This window comes from Variovorax sp. KBS0712, from assembly GCF_006323185.2.
Taxonomy (GTDB): domain Bacteria; phylum Pseudomonadota; class Gammaproteobacteria; order Burkholderiales; family Burkholderiaceae_C; genus Variovorax; species Variovorax boronicumulans.
In genome coordinates this window covers 164856-182552 of record NZ_VCCD02000001.1, presented here as the reverse complement: position 1 = coordinate 182552, position 17697 = coordinate 164856, and the positions used below count along the sequence as shown (strand labels likewise).

The 17697-nt window shown below is 67.5% G+C and carries 14 protein-coding genes and 1 pseudogene; 9 read left to right on the top strand and 6 right to left on the bottom strand.

Features of this window, described 5'->3' with window-relative positions:
- Positions 1-13 precede the first annotated feature (13 nt).
- Positions 14-421, top strand: coding sequence for a GNAT family N-acetyltransferase (locus tag FFI97_RS00790; protein ID WP_139702510.1), 408 nt, complete (start codon positions 14-16; stop codon positions 419-421).
- 19 nt (positions 422-440) lie between these two features.
- Here the strand turns inward: FFI97_RS00790 and FFI97_RS00785 are convergent, their stop codons facing one another.
- The gene (locus FFI97_RS00785; RefSeq protein ID WP_062474115.1) at positions 441-965 is read right to left on the bottom strand and encodes an Lrp/AsnC family transcriptional regulator; all 525 of its coding nucleotides are present in this window, start codon (positions 963-965) and stop codon (positions 441-443) included.
- A 92-nt stretch (positions 966-1057) separates the two neighbouring features.
- On the opposite strand from FFI97_RS00785, the gene FFI97_RS00780 reads away from it, so the two are divergent.
- Together FFI97_RS00780 and FFI97_RS00775 are read left to right on the top strand one after the other, a co-directional pair.
- Positions 1058-4666, top strand: a complete 3609-nt coding sequence (locus FFI97_RS00780; protein ID WP_139702509.1) for an indolepyruvate ferredoxin oxidoreductase family protein — start codon at positions 1058-1060, stop codon at positions 4664-4666.
- Positions 4667-4752: 86 nt separating this feature from the next.
- Complete coding sequence (locus FFI97_RS00775) at positions 4753-5109, top strand: hypothetical protein (protein ID WP_139702508.1); 357 nt, start codon at positions 4753-4755, stop codon at positions 5107-5109.
- On the opposite strand, the gene FFI97_RS00770 is transcribed toward FFI97_RS00775, so the two are convergent.
- Complete coding sequence (locus tag FFI97_RS00770) at positions 5087-5623, bottom strand: LysR substrate-binding domain-containing protein (protein ID WP_139702507.1); 537 nt, start codon at positions 5621-5623, stop codon at positions 5087-5089. The two genes, FFI97_RS00775 and FFI97_RS00770, sit on opposite strands and share 23 nt — an antisense overlap.
- A gap of 14 nt (positions 5624-5637) precedes the next feature.
- On the opposite strand from FFI97_RS00770, the pseudogene FFI97_RS00765 reads away from it, so the two are divergent.
- From FFI97_RS00765 to FFI97_RS00745, 4 genes and pseudogenes are all read left to right on the top strand, one after another.
- Positions 5638-5901: pseudogene (locus tag FFI97_RS00765) on the top strand (tripartite tricarboxylate transporter substrate-binding protein); the annotation flags it as partial.
- Positions 5902-5966: 65 nt separating this feature from the next.
- Positions 5967-6644: a response regulator transcription factor gene (locus FFI97_RS00760; RefSeq protein WP_260684864.1), complete on the top strand. Its 678-nt coding sequence runs from the start codon at positions 5967-5969 to the stop codon at positions 6642-6644.
- Positions 6645-6701: 57 nt separating this feature from the next.
- On the top strand, positions 6702-8573 hold the full coding sequence (locus tag FFI97_RS00755) for a hybrid sensor histidine kinase/response regulator (protein WP_139702504.1): 1872 nt from the start codon (positions 6702-6704) through the stop codon (positions 8571-8573).
- 733 nt (positions 8574-9306) lie between these two features.
- Positions 9307-10194 carry a hypothetical protein gene (locus FFI97_RS00745; RefSeq protein WP_185993527.1) on the top strand — a complete coding sequence of 296 codons (888 nt, stop codon included), beginning with the start codon at positions 9307-9309 and terminating at the stop codon, positions 10192-10194.
- A gap of 45 nt (positions 10195-10239) precedes the next feature.
- On the opposite strand, the gene FFI97_RS00740 is transcribed toward FFI97_RS00745, so the two are convergent.
- The 4 genes from FFI97_RS00740 to FFI97_RS00725 all read right to left on the bottom strand — a co-directional run bounded on the left by FFI97_RS00740 (position 10240) and on the right by FFI97_RS00725 (position 15280).
- Complete coding sequence (locus tag FFI97_RS00740; RefSeq protein WP_260684863.1) at positions 10240-12759, bottom strand: TonB-dependent siderophore receptor; 2520 nt, start codon at positions 12757-12759, stop codon at positions 10240-10242.
- A 100-nt stretch (positions 12760-12859) separates the two neighbouring features.
- Positions 12860-13840, bottom strand: coding sequence for a FecR domain-containing protein (locus FFI97_RS00735; RefSeq protein ID WP_139702501.1), 981 nt, complete (start codon positions 13838-13840; stop codon positions 12860-12862).
- A complete protein-coding gene (locus FFI97_RS00730; protein WP_139702500.1) occupies positions 13837-14337 on the bottom strand; it encodes a sigma-70 family RNA polymerase sigma factor in 501 nt (166 codons plus the stop codon). The genes FFI97_RS00735 and FFI97_RS00730 overlap by 4 nt, the downstream gene beginning before the upstream one ends.
- A 145-nt stretch (positions 14338-14482) precedes the next feature.
- Positions 14483-15280, bottom strand: a complete 798-nt coding sequence (locus tag FFI97_RS00725) for an IclR family transcriptional regulator (protein WP_240531139.1) — start codon at positions 15278-15280, stop codon at positions 14483-14485.
- 109 nt (positions 15281-15389) lie between these two features.
- On the opposite strand from FFI97_RS00725, the gene FFI97_RS00720 reads away from it, so the two are divergent.
- On the top strand, positions 15390-16547 hold the full coding sequence (locus FFI97_RS00720; RefSeq protein WP_139702499.1) for an acyl-CoA dehydrogenase family protein: 1158 nt from the start codon (positions 15390-15392) through the stop codon (positions 16545-16547).
- Positions 16544-17683: an acyl-CoA dehydrogenase family protein gene (locus FFI97_RS00715; protein WP_139702498.1), complete on the top strand. Its 1140-nt coding sequence runs from the start codon at positions 16544-16546 to the stop codon at positions 17681-17683. Before FFI97_RS00720 ends, FFI97_RS00715 begins: the two co-directional genes overlap by 4 nt.
- Positions 17684-17697 lie beyond the last annotated feature (14 nt).

Below are 17697 nucleotides of genomic sequence, written 5' to 3'. Positions count from 1 at the left end.
CGCAAAGAAATTCATGAACAACATCACCATCGAATACCGCCAGGACGTGCCCCTGGACCCGGCCGACGTCGCCCGCGTTTTCGACCGCTCCGGCATCAAGCGCCCCACGAACGATCTCGCCCGCATTGCGCGGATGTTCGCCGCGCCCAGCCTCTTGCTGTCGGCCTGGGTCGACAACGAACTGGTGGGGCTGTCGCGGTCGCTGACCGACCATGCGTACTGCTGCTACCTGTCGGACCTGGCGGTGGACAAGAAGTACCAGGGCCATGGCATCGGCCGGGAACTCGTGCAGCGCACGCAGGCGATCATCGGCGACGAGGTGTCGCTGATCCTTCTCTCGGCACCTGACGCGATGTCTTACTACCCGACGCTTGGCTTCGAGCTGGCGCAGAACGCGTACGTCATCCGGCGCAAACGCTAGAGGCGCGCTGCGCCACGCCTCACGGCGACCGCCGTGACCCTGCCAGCCCGGCCTTCGCATCCAGCAGGTGCCCGAGCGGCAATGCCGTTTCCGACTTGATCTCGCGCAGCACGATGCTCGAGCGCACGTGCGTCACGCCGGGCAGGCTGAACAGCACCTCGTGCAGGAAGCGCTCGTAGTGCTTCATGTCGGGCACGGTCACGTTGAGGATGTAGTCCGCGGGCCCGGTGGCCGACACGCAGCGAATGATTTGCGGGCTTGCGGCCACGGCTTCTTCGAAGCGTTGCACCATCGCCTCGCTGTGCCGGTCGAGGTTCACCTCGGCCACGGCCGACACGTGCAGGCCCACGTGTTCGGGATCGACGAGCGCGGTGTAGCCGCGGATGACGCCGGCCGCCTCCATGTCCTTGATGCGCTTCCAGCAGGGCGTGGGCGACAGGCCGACGGCCTCGGAAATCTGCTGCACGGTCTGCCGGCCGTCATGCTGCAGTGCAGAAAGAATCTTGAGGCAATGCTCGTCAAGAGAAACAGAACCGACGTTCATCGTGGTTTTCGAGTGAATTCTTCTTCAAACAAGGGTCTGCGCCAGTGTATTGAAGAAACACTTACTTGGGGGGGCGCAGAACAATTCCGGGCATGAACGCCCCACTTGAAGCGACCGCACTCCGACGGCCCGACTACCAACTCTCCGACAACCTCTGGGCCGATGCTGGCTCGGTCTTCCTCACCGGCACGCAGGCGCTGATCCGCATCCTGGCGATGCAGAAACAGCGCGATGCGGCACGCGGCCTGCACACGCAGGGCTTCGTGAGCGGCTACCGCGGCTCGCCGCTGGGCATGGTCGACCAGGCCATCTGGAAGGCCGGCGAGCGCTTCAAGAAGACCGGCATCCGCTTCGTGCCCGCCGTGAACGAGGAGCTGGCCGCCACGCAGGTGCTGGGCACGCAGCGCGTGGAATCCGACCCCGAGCGCACCGTCGATGGCGTGTATGCCATGTGGTACGGCAAGGGCCCGGGCGTGGACCGCGCGGGCGATGCGCTCAAGCACGGCAATGCGTATGGCTCGTCGCCGCACGGCGGTGTGCTGGTGGTGGCGGGCGACGACCACGGCTGCGTGTCGTCGTCGATGCCGCACCAGAGCGACCACGCCTTCATGGCCTGGCGCATGCCCGTGATGCAGCCCGCGAGCGTGGCCGAGTACCTGGAGTTCGGCCTGTACGGCTACGAGCTGTCGCGCTATTCGGGCGCGTGGGTCGGCATGGCGGCGCTGTCCGAGATCGTCGAGAGCGCGGGCACGGTGGACCTCGATGCGGTGAACGCGCGCGTGGCCGCCTGGGAAGACGCCGACGCCGTGCGCGCCGCCACCGGCCACGCCGCGCCGCCCGACGGCCTGCACTACCGCTGGCCCGACCTGCCGTCGCTGCGCATCGAGTCGCGGCTGGAAGACAAGCTCGCGGCCGTGGCCGCCTTCACCCAACGCAACAGCATCGACCGCCACGTCATCGTGAGCCCGCATGCCAAGGTGGGCATCGTCACCTGCGGCAAGGCGCACCACGACCTGATGGAGGTGCTGCGCCGGCTCGAACTCTCGCCCGATCAGCTCGCGCGCGCCGGTGTGCGGCTGTACAAGGTGGGCCTGAGCTTTCCGGTCGAGCAGACGCGCCTCAAGGAATTCGCGCGCGGGCTCGGCGAGATCCTCATCGTGGAAGAGAAGGGCGCGGTGGTCGAGACGCAGCTGCGCGACATCTTCTACAACGCGCCGCCCGAGGCGCGCCCCGTGCTCGTGGGCAAGCACGACCACGCGGGCCAGCCGCTGGTGTCGGCGCTCGGCGAGCTGCGGCCTTCGCGCCTCATCGAACTGGTCGCGCACTGGCTGGCCGCGCACTTTCCGGAGAACCACGACCTGGGCGATCACCTGCAGCATGTGCGCGACTTCACGCCGCCCGAGCTGCTGGGCAATGCGAGCGATGCGGTCAAGCGCCTGCCGTACTTCTGCGCCGGCTGCCCGCACAACACCAGCACCAAGGTGCCCGAAGGCTCGACGGCGCGCGCGGGCATCGGCTGCCACTTCATGGCCAACTGGATGGACCGCAGCACGGCGGGCCTGATCCAGATGGGCGGCGAGGGCGTCGACTGGATCTCGCACGCGATGTTCACGAAGACGCCGCACGTGTTCCAGAACCTGGGCGACGGCACCTACTACCACTCGGGCTACCTCGCGATCCGCCAGGCCGTGGCGGCCAAGGCCACGCTGACCTACAAGATCCTGTTCAACGATGCGGTCGCGATGACCGGCGGCCAGCCGGTCGACGGCGTCATCAGCGTGGACGCCATTGCGCGGCAGGTGGAGTCGGAAGGCGTCACCAAGGTGGTGGTCGTGAGCGATGCCATCCACCACTACGACGCCATCAAGAACAAGTTTCCGGCGGGCACCGAGTTCCATGACCGCGCCGCGCTCGACGAGGTGCAGCGCCGCCTGCGCGAGATGCCCGGCGTGACCGTGCTCATCTACGAGCAGACCTGCGCCGCCGAGAAGCGCCGCCGCCGCAAGAAGGGCGAGCTGGCCGATCCGCCCAAGCGCCTGTTCATCAACGAGGCCGTGTGCGAAGGCTGCGGCGACTGCACCGTGCAGAGCAACTGCGTGGCCGTGCTGCCGCACGAGACGCCGATGGGCCGCAAGCGCAAGATCGACCAGACCAGCTGCAACAAGGACTACTCCTGCGCCAAGGGCTTCTGCCCCAGCTTCGTGGGCGTCACTGGCGGCAAGTTGCGCCGCAAGAGCGGGGCGCTCGCGGCCGGGCGCGATGCCTTCCTGCACCGCGTGGCGGCGCTGCCGCATCCCGCGCCGCATGCGTGGACCGGCCCGTACGACCTGCTCGTGACCGGCGTGGGCGGCACCGGCGTGGTGACGGTGGGCGCGGTCATCGCGATGGCCGCGCACCTCGAGGCCAAGTCGGCCAGCGTGCTCGACTTCATGGGCTTCGCGCAGAAGGGCGGCTCGGTACTGAGCTTCGTGCGGCTGGCCGACACGCCCGAGCGGCTGAACCAGGTGCGCATCGACACGCAGCAGGCCGACGCCATCCTCGCCTGCGACGTGGCGGTGGGCGCCTCGGCCGACGCGCTGCAGACCGTGCGGCACGGGCGCACGCGCGTGCTCGCGAACATCCACGAGATTCCCGTGGCCGAGTCGCTGCGCAACCCCGATGCCGACCTGCACGTCGACCTGCTGCTGGAGAAGATGCGCTTCGTCGCGGGCGAGGAACAGGTCGAGACCTTCGATGCGCAGAGCCTGGCCGAGGAGTTCCTGGGCGACACGCTGGCCGCGAACATCGTGGCGACCGGCTATGCGTGGCAGCGCGGCCTCGTGCCGCTGAGCCTCGAGGCGCTCATGCACGCGATCGAACTCAACGGCGTGGCCGTGGCGGCCAACCAGTCGGCGTTCTCGCTGGGGCGGCTCGCGGCCGGTGACCCGGCGGCGCTCGATCAGTTGCGCGCGGCACCGGTCGAGGCTGCAGCGCACCAGGTCGACGACCGCCCGCTGGAAGCGCTGCTCGCCGATGCGCGCCGCCATCTCACCGGCTACCAGAACGCCGCGTGGGCCGCGCGTTTCGACCAGCGCATTCGTGCACTGCAGGCGGTCGAGTCCTCAATGCCGGGCGGCGATGCGAGCCTGCCCTTCACACGCAACGCGGCGCGCAGCCTGCTGAAGCTCATGAGCTACAAGGACGAGTACGAGGTGGCGCGCCTGTACACCGACGGCGCGTTCCTGCAGAAGCTGCAGGACCAGTTCGAAGGCGACCTGAAGCTCGAGTTCCACATGGCGCCGCCACTGCTCTCGCGCCCCGCGCACGGGCAGGCGCCCGCCAAGGTGCGCCTCGGTGGATGGATGCTGCCGGCGATGAAGTGGCTGGCCCACGGCAAGCGCCTGCGCGGCACGCCCTTCGACCTGTTCGGCCACACGGCGGAACGCCGCACCGAGCGCGCGTTGATCGATCACTTCGACCGCCTGCTGCAGGAGATGGCCACCGCGCTGACCCCCGACAACCAGCCGACCGCCGCGCGCATCGCGGCGCTGCCGCTGTCGGTGCGCGGCTTCGGCCATGTGAAGCTGGCGAACCTGGACGCGGCGCGCCTGCGCGAGGCCGAGCTGCTGCACCGCTTTGCGCCGTCGCGCTACGCGAAGCCGGTGGACGCGCCCGGCGCCGGGCAGATTCGCGGCATCGCCATCGTGGCAAGCGCGCGGTAGCGGGCGCGGATGGCGAGCGTGAGTTGCTCGGCTACGATCCTTGCCGAAGCACTCACCCCCGCCACACCCCGACGATCACAGGACCCATGCGCGCCTTCCTCTACTACGCCCTGATGCTCCTGCTCGGATATGCCTGGTACAGGTACGGACAGAAGCTGCTGCGCAAGGGCTATCGCGATGAGAAGGGCGAACTCACCCAGGGGCTCGTTGGGCCCGTCGGATTCCTGCTGACCGCTGGCGTGGCGTGCTACCTCTTCTTCGCGATGCTGCGCGCCCTGGTCCGGGGCGAGGTGCCGTGCGTCGGAAAGGGCTGCGTGGGGCAGGTCTACACGCTGGCGGCGCATGCGGGCGACTACTGGGCCAACATGTTCTTCCTGGCGTGGTGCGTGCTGGGCTTGGGCTACGCGATGTACGTGACGCTCAGGATCTGGTTCCGGGCTTAGCCCGCGCAGTGCGCGCAGCCGGTTCCCGCGCCAGCATCTCGACCACCAGGGCAATGAACCACTGGTGCAGCGCCGAGGTCTCGTGCCGCTCGTGCCAGACCAGTTCGACAGTGCGCGGCGGCGCCGCCAGCGGTGGGGCCACGCGCTTGAGGCCCGTCATGCGCATCGTCTCCAGGCCCTCGGACCAGGGCAGCACGGCGATCAGGTCGGAGCGGCGCACGGCCTCGTAGGCGGCGGAGTAGTGACTCACCGTGCTGACGAGGTTGCGCTGCAGGCCGCGGCTTTGCAGCACGCGGTCGTAGATGCCACCGACACGGCCCGCCAGGCTCACGTCGAGGTGGCGGGCGGCCAGGAATTTTTTCAGCGGAATCTTGTCCAGCTTCGCCAGCGGATGGTCGTTGCGCATGAAGCAGGCGAAGTCCACCGACCACAGCCGGCGTGAGCGCATGAAGCCGGGGCGCTGCGCGTCGTCGTTGTAGGCGCCGATGGCGAAGTCGGCCCGGTTGTCGTCCATGCCCGACGTGCCCACGGCGCAGGAGGCGGGGGCTGCCGGGTTTCGTGACTTCGGGATGGTTCGGGCTGGCCGCGCCCAAGGGCACGCCGCAGGCCGTCATCGACAGGCTCAACGTGGTGATCGTCCAGGGCATGGCGCGGCCCGAGGCGCGCCAGCGCTTGATCGATGCGGGGTGGATGCCGGTTGGCAGTTCGCCTGCTGAGTCAGCGGCGCGGGCCCGGTCAGACCTTGCGCGCTTTGGGCAGATTGCGCCGCAGATCGGGCTGAAAAAGGAGTAAAGGTCTGCTGGTGAGTTGACTTTCGTCACTTTCGGCCGGCGGCGCATGACCCTAACATGCGCGCCATGAGCATTCCTGTGTCGACCCGGGCATCAGCCATCCTGATCGTGGACGACCACGACCTGGTGCGCCTGGGCGTGCGTGCCTTGCTCCAGGCGCAGGCCTCGCCCGACGGGCCGGCGGTCGAGGTCTTTGAGGCCAGCAGCATGGCGCAGGCACTGGCTGTGTATGAGCGCTCTCAGGCGAGCATCGGGTTGGTGTTGCTCGATCTGGCACTTCCTGACACACGAGGCCTGAGCGGCGTGTCCGTTTTTCTCCAGCGTTATCCGCAGGCCCGCGTGGTCGCGTTGTCGGGCGCCGGCGCCACCGCGCTGGCCCAGAACGCCATTGCGCAAAGTGCGTTGGCTCAGGGCGCCAGCGCGTTCTTGCCGAAATCGGCCAACCTCAAGGAGGTGGTGAGCTTCATCCGTGCCTGCGGCCTGCTCGGGAGAGACGTTGTCGATGGCCTGCCAGGTACGTCCAGGTGGGTTGCGCGCGCACCCCGCCGCGCCGCCGGTGGCGCCCTGAGTTCGCTGACAGGAAGCCAGGCGCGTGTGCTGCAGATGATTCTCGAAGGCAAGTCCAACAAGGAGATCGCACTGTTGGCCGAGTTGCGCGAAGGCACGGTGAAGAACTATGTCTCGACGATCCTCTTGCTGTTCGGTGTGCAATCGCGCGCGGAACTGATCAGCAGCCTGCGTTGATTCACCGCAGGAGGTGCAACGCGATCGTCGAAGAAACAAGAACGAAGGGCCCAATTCATGAATGACGCTGCCCGGTCGATGCATCAGGCCCCGGCGGCCGCTGATTTGGACCATCGGGTGCTCCGCGAACACGTGGCCTCGGTGTATGCCGCGCACACGACGGCCACCTGTGCGCACATCGGCTTCGCCATTGCCATTGGCATCTTCGGCTACTTCAACATCGATTCGACCCACCACCTGCTGGTGATCGGCATGGTCGCCGCCGTCGTGTCGATGAATCTGTATGCCTTGCTTGCGCCGCGGTGGACGCCGGATGTCCCCTTGTCCGAAAGCCACCATTGGGCGCGCCGCTACACGTGGATCGTCACGCTGGTCAGCGTGACCACGGCGCTGCCATGCGCCTTGTTCCTCGTGCTCATCCAGAGCCCGGCAATGACGACCGTTGTGATCGTCGTGATCATGGTCAGCTGGACCCGGGCCATTCAGGCCCGTTGGCCGATCAAGGGGGCCATGTTCGGCTGCGGCATCCCCGTGATGGGCGGGCTGATTCTTGCCTTGATCTGGCACGGTGGCACGCTGCACTGGTTTCTGGCGCTCTTCAGTTTCGCCAATCTGGTACTGACACTGCACGAAGGGGTGAAGCAGAACAAGCGGCTGACAGCCTCCTTGATGTTGCAGTTCGAGAACGAGATGCTCGCCGCACAGTTGCGCGAACGCATCGCCGCCGTGGAGCGAGCCAGCGCGGAGAAGACCCGCTTTCTTGCCGCGGCCAGTCACGACCTGCGCCAGCCGATGCATGCCATTGCACTGTTCGGCGCGGCCATGGAAACCGCACTGCACGACCATCCTGAAAGAACGAATGCCAAACGCCTGATGCGCGCCGTCGACGCGCTCGGCGCGTCGCTGGACACGATGCTCGACGTGTCGCATCTCGATGCAGGCGTCGTCGTGTCTGAACCGCAGGCACTGGAACTCGATGCGCTGCTTCTTGTCCTCAACCAGACCTTCACCCCCTACGCTGAGCAGAAGGGTCTGCAATTGCGCATCCGTGCCAGCGGCATGTGGGTGCGCAGCGACATCCAGCTGCTGTTCCGCCTGCTTTCGAATCTGGTCGACAACGCCTTGAAGTACACCCACGAGGGTGGTGTGAGCGTGGTCGCGCGGCGGCGAGAAGACAAGGTGTGGCTGGAGGTTCGTGACACCGGCGTCGGCATTGCGCCTGAGCAGTTGAGCCGCATCTTCGAGGAGTTCTATCAGGTCGACAACCCGGGCCGCGACCGGGCGCGCGGACTCGGAATCGGGCTGTCGATCGTCCAGCGCCTGTCGCACCTGATGTCTCACCCGATCGAGGTGCACTCGCGACCGGGACGTGGCACGCATTTCCGCGTGGTCCTGCCGCAAGCCGAGGCAGCGATCACCGCACCGGCCGAACTGCTGCTCGATGAACTGGAGATGCCCGCGCATCGCAGCCTTGCTGCACCGAACCTGCCCGGGCCGGTGCTGCTGATCGACGACGAAGCGGAGATTCGCCTGGCCATGGCGGCACTGCTGCGCGCGCACGCCGTCGATGTGGTGGCTGTGACGGACGAATCGCATGCGGTCGAAGCATTGACGCACCCGGATGCGAAAAGCCTTCCGTTCTCGATGCTCTTGTGCGACTACCGGCTGGCCGACGGGGGGGATGGACTCGAGGTCGGCCTGCGCCTGCTCGAGCGCTTTCAGCTCGACATTCCCCTTCTGCTGATAACTGGCGAGACGGCCCCGCAGCAACTGCGGCGTGCACAGTCATCGGGGGTGCCGATGCTGTTCAAGCCGGTGAGCGCCGCTGCGCTCCTGCAGGCGATGGCGGACCTGACATCCGTCACCGGGAAGACGCGGATTTTTTCTCCAGCGACCCGGTACTTCAGAGACCCGTCGCCGGTGACCTGATTGTCTTCCTCGCCATTGCCACGGCGCTGTTCGTGGGGCGATTCTGGCTTCATAGACGTCTTGCCAAGTCGTTCCTTTTCAAAGTCAGATGAGAAGACTAGATCGGGAAGGAAAATCACGAATCGTCACGTACATATTCTCGATATTGGAAAGGGACGACGCCGTCTCTCTTCCAATCTCATGGTTCTAATTAGTCATAACTGCCTCACAACCAAATATCAATTTCCCATAGCTTTCAGGCTGTGTGACTTTCGGCATGGGGAAATTTCCGCCGCCAGCCATACAAACGTCGACGGCGATCTGACGGGCCACGCTGGGAGGCCCGATCGCCATGGACAACGTTGCCATATCGGCAGCATTGGCTTCGACAAAATTGAAAGGCAAGGGAATGAAATTCAGAAAATCTGCAGTGGCTGCTGCAACGGCAGTCGCCTTGATGCTTGCGGCATGTGGGGGTGGCAGCGGGGGCGGAGGTGGCGGTGGCTTCCCCGTGGGGCTTATCGGGCCTGGAACGGACGACCCCGGAACACAAGGGCCAGGAACACCAAGCCCTGGAACACCAGGCCCTGGAACGCAAGGGCCCGGGACGCAAGGGCCCGGGACGCAGGGGCCTGGAACGCCAGGCCCAGGAACGCAGGAACCTGGAACCCAGGAACCCGGAACACCCGCACCCGCGCAATATGAGACGCTCCCGTCCGCCTGGGACGGGGACAAGGATTCCTACATCGCATCCGTGCCGGCCGTCTTGCAGCAACTGAACGACCAGGGCGCCAAGGGCAGTGTCCGCATGCGCCCCGTGGGAAGCAATTCGTTGTATGTCAATCCGCAAGCCGCCAACGACAAATACAGCTACAAGGAATTCACGCTCACCTTCTCCGGTCGCGATGGCTGGGACGGGGCCAGCAACGCGCTGCTGCAGCGGTTGGAAGACGAGGGCGCCAAGGGCTATGTGCTGCACCACCTGGTGGGGGAGACGCATACCCTGGACGATTCCCTCAACGCCATCCGCAAGGCCAGCTTCATCCTGGTCAGGAACGAAAGTCAGCCCGTCACCTACACCTATCGGAAGTTCAGCTTCGATCTGATGATGCCGGCAGACTTCATCGCACAGTTGAATGCGTGGGGACAGGAAGGCTATCGCTTCCTGAATACGGAGTTGGGTCTCAGCCCGAGCGTGAATGCGATCGTCGTCAAAAGCTCTGCAGCCGCAGGGGCGACCTACAGTTACGCGTTCGAACCCATCGTCTCCGATCCCAAGCCGCAACTCACCAGCCGCGGTCAAAGCGGATTCCGCTACAGGGGCTATTTCGAGTACTTTGCGAACCGCAGCGGACAGCCCGTCCGAGGCGTTTTCAATACCTACGAACTCGACAGCAGCAAGCCCGCGGCGGTGGCCTATCGCTTCTCGGATGAAATGCCTGGAGGCCCGGTCGATATCAATACGACCGAAGGACTCGCGCGACTCAATGACCAGGCGAGCCAAGGATTTTTCTACTCCGGCCTGAGTGTTCCTACCGGAGCGAGCGGGGGCGCCGCGATGTTCTTCGCGGACTATGCGGTCTATGTTCAGGGCGCATTGCTGGCGGACCTCAATCGTGGAGGCGCCGTTCTTTTCCCCTAGGCATCTGGCAGGATGGCCGCCTGCCTGGGCAGGCGGCCATCCTGCCTAGAAGGTGCCGCGCAAGGTCACCATGGCGCTGCGCGGCTCGCCGTAGACATTGCCCCAGGCCGGCGCACCGACGGTCTGGTAGTAGGTCTTGTCGAACAGGTTGTTCACGTTCAGTGCGGCCGACCAGTTGCGGTTGATCTGGTAGGCAACGCGCGCGCTCCAGACCGCATACGAGGCCTGCTCCAGCTTGATCGCGCCCGTGGTGCGTGAACTCGCGGTCTGGAAGTTCACGCCGCCGCCCAGCGTCCAGGCGTTCAGCGCGCCGGGCAGGCGGTACTCGGTCCACACGCGCACCATGTGCTTGGGCGAATACGTGCTGGCGAAATCGATGCCGGCATTGGCCGTGTCGTTCAGGTACTTGAAGTGGTTGAACGTGTAGCCCGCGAACACCTGCCACCCGCGCGCCACTTCGCCGCTGATCTCCGCGTCGAGCCCCTCGCTGCGCACCTTGCCGGTGGACACGGAGCAGTAGGTGCTCCTCGTGCAGACATTGACCAGGTCTTCCTGCGCCCGGTTGTTCTGGTCGAGTCGGAACAGCGCCAGCGAAGCGTTGACCTTGCCGTCGAGCAGTTCGCCCTTCAGGCCCGCCTCGTAGTTGCGGCCCTTGACGGGCGGCAGCATGTCGCCGGCGGCGGTCATCGCGTTCTGTGGCTGGAAGATGTCGGCATAGCTCACGTACGCCGACCATTGCGGAGTCAGGGCGTAGATGAGTCCGCCATAGGGCGTCAGAACGCCGTTTTCGCGATAGGGCGCGGTCGCCGGGTCGCCGGTGATGCGGTCGCGATCGCTGGCCCGGTAACGCGTGACGCGGGCGCCGGCGACCAGCGTCAACGGATCGCTGAGGCTCAGGCGTGCGACACCGTAGGCGCCCGATTGGGTGATGCGTGTCTCGGTGTCGCCGCCGCGGTAGCGCCTGGCAACGAAGGTCGCGTCGCTCGGCTCGGCGATCGCCGAGACCGGTGCGAAGACGTTGTTGGCAACGCCCGCCAGTTGCATCAGCGAGAAGTCGCTGTGGTTGAACATGCGTCCGGTGTTGGCGCCGAAGCTCACCGAGTGCCTTCTGCCGAAGGCGTCGAATTTGCCGTTGACGGCGAGGTCGAGTGTCTTGTTGTCGGTCTTGAAATCGAACAGGCCGCCGTACATCACGTTGCCCGCCAGGGTCACCGGATTCACGGCACCCAGCGGGAAGGCGTACTTGATGTCCTGCTGCTCGCGCACGTAGCCGGCGGTGACCTTGAGCGACCAGTCGGCATCGAAGCGGTGCGCGAGTTCGGCGAACGCCGAGGTCTGCGCGCTTTTCCAGCGGTTCCAGTCGGCCGCCAGGTAGGTCGACCGGCGCAGGTGCAGGTCGGCGCCGTTGCTGTAGCTCGGCAAGCCCTGGAAGAATGGGGTGGCGCGCAGTTTTTCGTGGCTGACGCCCAGGGTGAGCACGGTCTGCGGCCCGATGTCGGCGGCGAGCACGCCGTACAGCACGCCAGTGCGGCTCTTCGCGGTGTCGTAGAAGTAGTCGCGGTCGTTGCCGCTCGCGACGACGCGGCCGCGCAGCGTGCCGGCTTCGTTCAGGGGGCCGCTGGCGTCGACCTCCGCGCGGTAGTTGTTCCATGAACCCGCGCTGGCCGAGAACTGCAATTGCTTGTCGGCCGTCGGACGCTTGCGCACCATGTTGATCGTGGCGCTGGGCGAGCCGGCCCCTTGCAGCAGGCCCGTGGCGCCGCGCACCACCTCCACGCGATCCAGCGTGGCGGCACTGCTCGTGAAGCTGTTGGCCTGGGGGTAGTAGAAGGCGCGGTTCACCCCGTCGTACTGGTAGCTGTCCACGCGAAAGCCCCGGGAGTAGACATAGCGCCCGCCCATCGGGCTGTCGTACATCGTGATGCCCGTGGTCTGCGCCAGCACGTCGTCGATGGTGTGCAGGTTCTGGTCGTCCATCTTCTGGCGCGTGACCACCGTGACGGACTGGGGGATTTCCTTGAGCGTCTGCTCGCCCTTGCCGACGGTGACGATGCGGCTGGCATATGACCCCGAGCCCTCGGTGATCGCACTGCGCTCGGCCTGCGCCGTGACGCGCACTTCGCTGAGCAGGTGGCTCTGCGCGTCCGCGGGTGCGGCCGGTGGGGTCGCGCCCGGTGCCGGATGACGCAGCGTGTAGCCGCCGCCTGCGCGTGCGACCGCTTCGAGGCCGGTGCCCGCGAGCAGTCGCGAAAAGCCGTCGCCGACCGCATGGGTGCCGCGCAATCCACCGGTGCGGCGGCCTTCTGTCAGCGAGGGCTCGAAGGACAGCGTGACGCCGGCCTGTGCGGCGAAGCGAGACAGCGCCGGGCCCAGTGCGCCTGCGGGAATGTCGTAGGCCTCGGTGGCGGCTGCCGGCGGGTTCGTCTGTGCGGTCGCGGCGCCTGAAGCGGCGAGCGCGAAGGCCAGGCAGAGGGTTCTCACGCCGTGGGTCACGGCGCTCGGGCGCGCGGGCACGCAAAGGGAAAGTGGCCGCATGGGCGCGGTGCGGGAGGAGGGCAATGCCATGGTTCGGTGGTCCTGTTCTTGCCGTACTCGCAGCACGGCTCCATGGCTTGCCCGACCAGGCTTCAAAAAGGGACAGGAATCAGCGAAAAAATTTTCGATCTCAGGCCGGCACCACCGTCACCCACCACCGCGTGCGCGTGAGCACCTGCACGGGCAGCGTGGTGGCCACCATCGAGAGCACGTAGTCGGTATCGCGCAGCTGGAACGCACCGGACAGGCGCAGGTTCGCCACCTCCGGGCTGCAGTGCAGCAGGCCGGGCCGGTAGCGCGACAGCTCGGTGCAGAAGTCGGCCAGGCGCATGTTCTCGGCGTAGAGCACGCCTTGTGTCCACGCCTGGCTCTCGGGTGAGACGGCGGTGAGGGCCGAGGCGCCCTGGGCGTTCAACACGGTCTGCCGGCCGGCCGCAACGATCCCCGCAGGCGACGACGCGCCGCGCAAGGTGACCTCGACCGCGCCTTCGGTGACGGCCAGACGCACATCGGGCGATGCGGTCTCGTGCGCGTCGTCGCCCAGGCGCACGGTGAAGCGCGTACCGAGCGCGCGCAGCCGGCCTTGCACCGTTTCCACGATGAAGGGGCGCGCGTCGGCCGCGGTCGTGACCCGGATGGCGCCCGCGCGCAGTCGTACCGTGCGCTGCGTGCCGTCGATGCGCACGTCGATCGCGCTGCCGGTGTCGAGCAGCACGCGGCTGCCGTCGGCCAGCCGCACGTCGCGCCGTTCACCGGTGGCGGTGGCGTGGTCGGCGGTCCAGCTGTCCCACGGCGCCAGGCGCCAGGCGAGCCAGGCGGCCGGCGCGGCAGTCGCCAGGACGGCCAGCGTGCGCAGTGCGGCCCTTCGGTTGCCGCGTGCCTGGCGCGCCAGCACCGGCACGCCGATGTTCGCCGGCACGGCGCCGAACTGTTGCGACAGGCGCTCGGCACGCTGCCATGCACGCTCGTGCGCCGGGTCCGCATGGCGCCAGGCCGCGCAGGCCGCGTGGTCCGCTTCGCCTGCCCGGCCGGAGTGCAGCCGCACCAGCCATTGCGCGGCCTCGCCCAGCGCGGCGCTGTCGGGTGCGGATGCGGGTGGCCGTGCGCTCATTCCACCAGCGCCAGGCAATGCGCGAAGCCCAGGGCCATGTGGCGCTTGACGGTGCGTTCGCTGACCGCCAGGCGCTGGGCGATCTGTGCGTAGGTCAGGCCTTCGAGCTGCGACAGCACGAAAGCCTCGCGCGCCTTGGGCGGCAGGCCGTCCAGCATCGCGTCGATGGCGTCCAGCGTCTGCAGCAGCTGCAGGCGGTCTTCGGGCGACAGCGCCAGCGCCTCGGGCACCTGCGCGAGCGCATCGATGTACGCGCGCTCCAGGGCCTGCCGGCGCCAGTGTTCGCTGACCACGCCCTTGGCCAGCGTCGTCAGGTAGGCGCGCGGCTCCCGCAACGTGGGCAGCACCTGCGGTCGCAGCAGGACGCGAACGAAGGTGTCCTGCGCCAGGTCGGCGGCGCTGTGCGCACAGCCCAGGCGCCGGCGCAGCCACGTGCTGAGCCAGCCGTGATGCTCGGTGTAGAGCGCGTGCACGGTGTGGGTGTCGGCGGAAAGCATGAAGAGGGAAGGCGATGCAATTGAGAATTACTCTCATTTTAAGAGCATCGCGGCCTGGTGCGCTGAGCGCAGCGTTCGGCGTTGCTGCGCAATGCAGCCAGACGCCGTCCCGGTACGGATCACGAATCCCGCAATCCGCGACCCCTCACCGCAACCCCGACTGCCGATCCGCCGCCTCCACCAGTTGCATCAACCCCGGCCCGATGGTGTCCAGCAGCTGCGCCTTTTTCCAGCGAAACCCCGGCACCGCGCAGTTGAACAGCAGCCGGCGCGGCCCGTAGCGGATGCGTGCGGCGGCGCCTGCGGCAAGCACGCCAAAACCTGAATCCCCAAGATTGATCGCGAAGCCGCGTTTGCCGTAGTGCGCCACGCTCTCGCGCACGCCTTCGAGGCAGCGCGCGTGCTCGTCGGGCCGCTCGTGCTTCACGCGGGCCAGGAACTCCTGGCGTTCGCCCGCGGGCAGCTGCGCCAGCCACGCACGGCCCATGGCGGTTTCGACGATGCCGCGCACGGCGCCCACGCCGGGGCGTTTGAGGGTGCCGCCCTCGTGGGCACAGGTTTCCAGGTAGACCACGTCGAGGTCGCTGGTCACGCCGACCGACACCGCGCCCTCGACGCGGTCGGCCAGCTGCTGCATGGCCGGGCGCAGCAGGGCCAGCATGGGCGTGTTGATGACGTAGGGGTAGCACAGCGCCACGGCGGCGGGGCCGATGAAGTAGCGGTCCAGGCGTTCGTCGTGGTCCAGGAAACCCATGGTCAGCAGGGTGCGGCACAGGCGCGAGACGGTGGGGCGCGACAGGCCCAGCTTGGCGGCGAACTCGCTGTTGGCGTGCGCGCGCGGGTCACCCACGAAGGTCTGCAGGATGAGCAGGCCCTTGGCCAGGGTGCCGGCGATGTACGGGTCTTCGTCCCGCACCCGGCGCAGGTCGTCGGAATGCTTCATGGGCTGGCGGCGATTCTGGACAGGGCGGGGCATGGGAGTGAATCGCAGTTTCAATGATTGAAATTCAGTGCCGGCAATTGTGGACCTGCTTCCTACAGTCGCGGCCACCATGATCCGAGACACTCCCCACTTCGAGGCCCTGCGGGCCGACATCCGCGCCTTCGTTCGCGAACGCTGGCATCCGCTGGAAGACCAGGTCAGCCGCGACAACGACATCCCGCCCGACGTGGTCGACGAACTGCGCCGCAAGGGCTACTTCGGCTGGAGCATTCCCGAGGCGTACGGCGGCCTGGGCCTCACGACCGAGGAACTGGTGCTGTGCGCGATGGAGCTGTCGCAGTCGTCGGTGGCGCTGCGCGCCCGCGTGGGCACCAACACGGGCATCGGCTCCGAAGCGCTGGTGGCCGACGGCACCGAGGCGCAGAAGCAGCGCTGGCTGCCGCGCATGGCCACGGGCGAGCTCACCGGCTGCCTGGCGCTGACGGAGCCCGAGGCCGGCTCGGAGGCGAGCAACGTGCAGACCACCGCGCGCCGCGAGGGCGACCACTACGTGCTCAACGGCAGCAAGCGCTTCATCACCAACGCGCCGGTGGCCGATGTGTTCACCGTCATCGCCCGCACCGAAGACGGCTCGAAGGGCAGCAAGGGCGTGTCGGCGTTCCTGGTCGAACGCGGGCCGGGCCTGACGACGGGCGCGCCCTACCGCATGATGGGCCAGGCCGGCTCGTTCGTGTCGGACGTGCATTTCGACGAATGCCGCGTGCACGCCGACCAGCTCATTGGCGGGCGCGAGGGCATGGGTTTTCAGACGGTGATGAAGGTGCTGAACAAGCAGCGCCTGCATTTGGCGGCGCTGTGCACGGGCCCGGCCATCCGCATGCTGGACCTGGCCATGGCGCACACCAGCGGCCGCAACCAGTTCGGCCAGGCCGTGGCCAACTTCCAGCTGGTGCAGGCCATGATCGCCGACAGCCGCACCGAGATCTACGCGGCGCGTTCGATGATCCTCGAGGCGGCACGCGCGCGCGATCGCGGCGAGGACGTGGCCCTGTCGGCCTCGATGTGCAAGTACTTCGCGTCGGAGATGTGCGGCCGCGTGGCCGACCGCGCGGTGCAGATGTTCGGTGGCTCGGGCTACGTGGCCGACTTCAGCCCCATCGAGCGCTACTACCGCGACGTGCGCCTGTTCCGCCTGTACGAGGGCACGAGCCAGATCCACCAGCTCAACATCGCCAAGCTGGCGCTGCGCGAGGCGGGCGCGCGATGAACGTGCGCACCGACCTCGTGCCACGGGTGCGCGACTTCGTCGAGCGGCATTGCATTCCGCTCGAATCGAATGCCCATGTGCACGACCCGCTGGCGCTCGACGCCGCGCTGTCGCAGCTGCGCCCGGTCGCGCGCGAGCTGGGCCTGTACCTGCCGCAGATGCCGTTGGAGGAGGGCGGGCTCGGCCTGTCGTCGGTCGAGCGCGCGGCGGTGTTCGAGGAGGCCGGCCGCAGCTACCTGGGCCCGGCCGCGCTGAACTGCGCCGCGCCCGACCAGCCCAACATGATCAGCCTGCTGCGCCAGGGCACGCCCGCGCAACAGCAGCACTACCTGCGGCCCTTGGCCGAGGGCCGCATCCGCTCGTGCTTCGCGATGACCGAGCCGGCACCCGGCGCGGGTTCCGACCCGTCGATGCTGCGCACCACCGCGCGGCGCGAGGGCGATGGCTGGGTCATCGACGGCCACAAGTGGTTCATCACCGGCGCGGTGGGCGCGGCCTTCTGCATCGTGCTGGCGCAGACGGACGAAGGACCCACGCAGTTCATCGTGAGCATGGACCACCCGGGCCTTTCGCTGGTGCGCGCCATCCGCGCCGTCGACCCCTTCGCCGTGGGCGGCCATGGCGAGCTGCGCTTCACCGCCTGCCGCGTGGGCGCCGACGCGGTGCTGGGCGAGGTGGGCTCGGGCTTCGTGGCGGCGCAGCAGCGGCTGGAGCCTGCGCGCTTGTCGCACTGTCTGCGCCTCATGGGCCGCGCGCGGCGCGCGCTCGAGATCGCGCAGGCCTATGTGAGCGAGCGCACGTCCTTCGGTGATCGGCTGGCCGACCTGCAGCAGGTCCAGGCGATGGTGGCCGACTGCCACATCGACCTGCATGCCAGCCGGCTCATGAGCCTGGACTGCGCGCGCCGCATGGACGAGGGCCTGTCGGTGAAGACCGAGTCGGCGATGACGAAGGTCTTCGTGTCCGAAGCCCTGAACCGCGTGGCCGACCGCGCGGCGCAGATGTGCGGCGCACTGGGCATGTCGGAGGACGCGCCCATCGCCCTCATCGTGCGCGAGCTGCGGCCTTTCCGTATCTACGACGGCGCCTCCGAGCTGCACCGCGCCACGCTCGGGCGCCGCTTCCTCACGCACTGACACGTTGAACACAC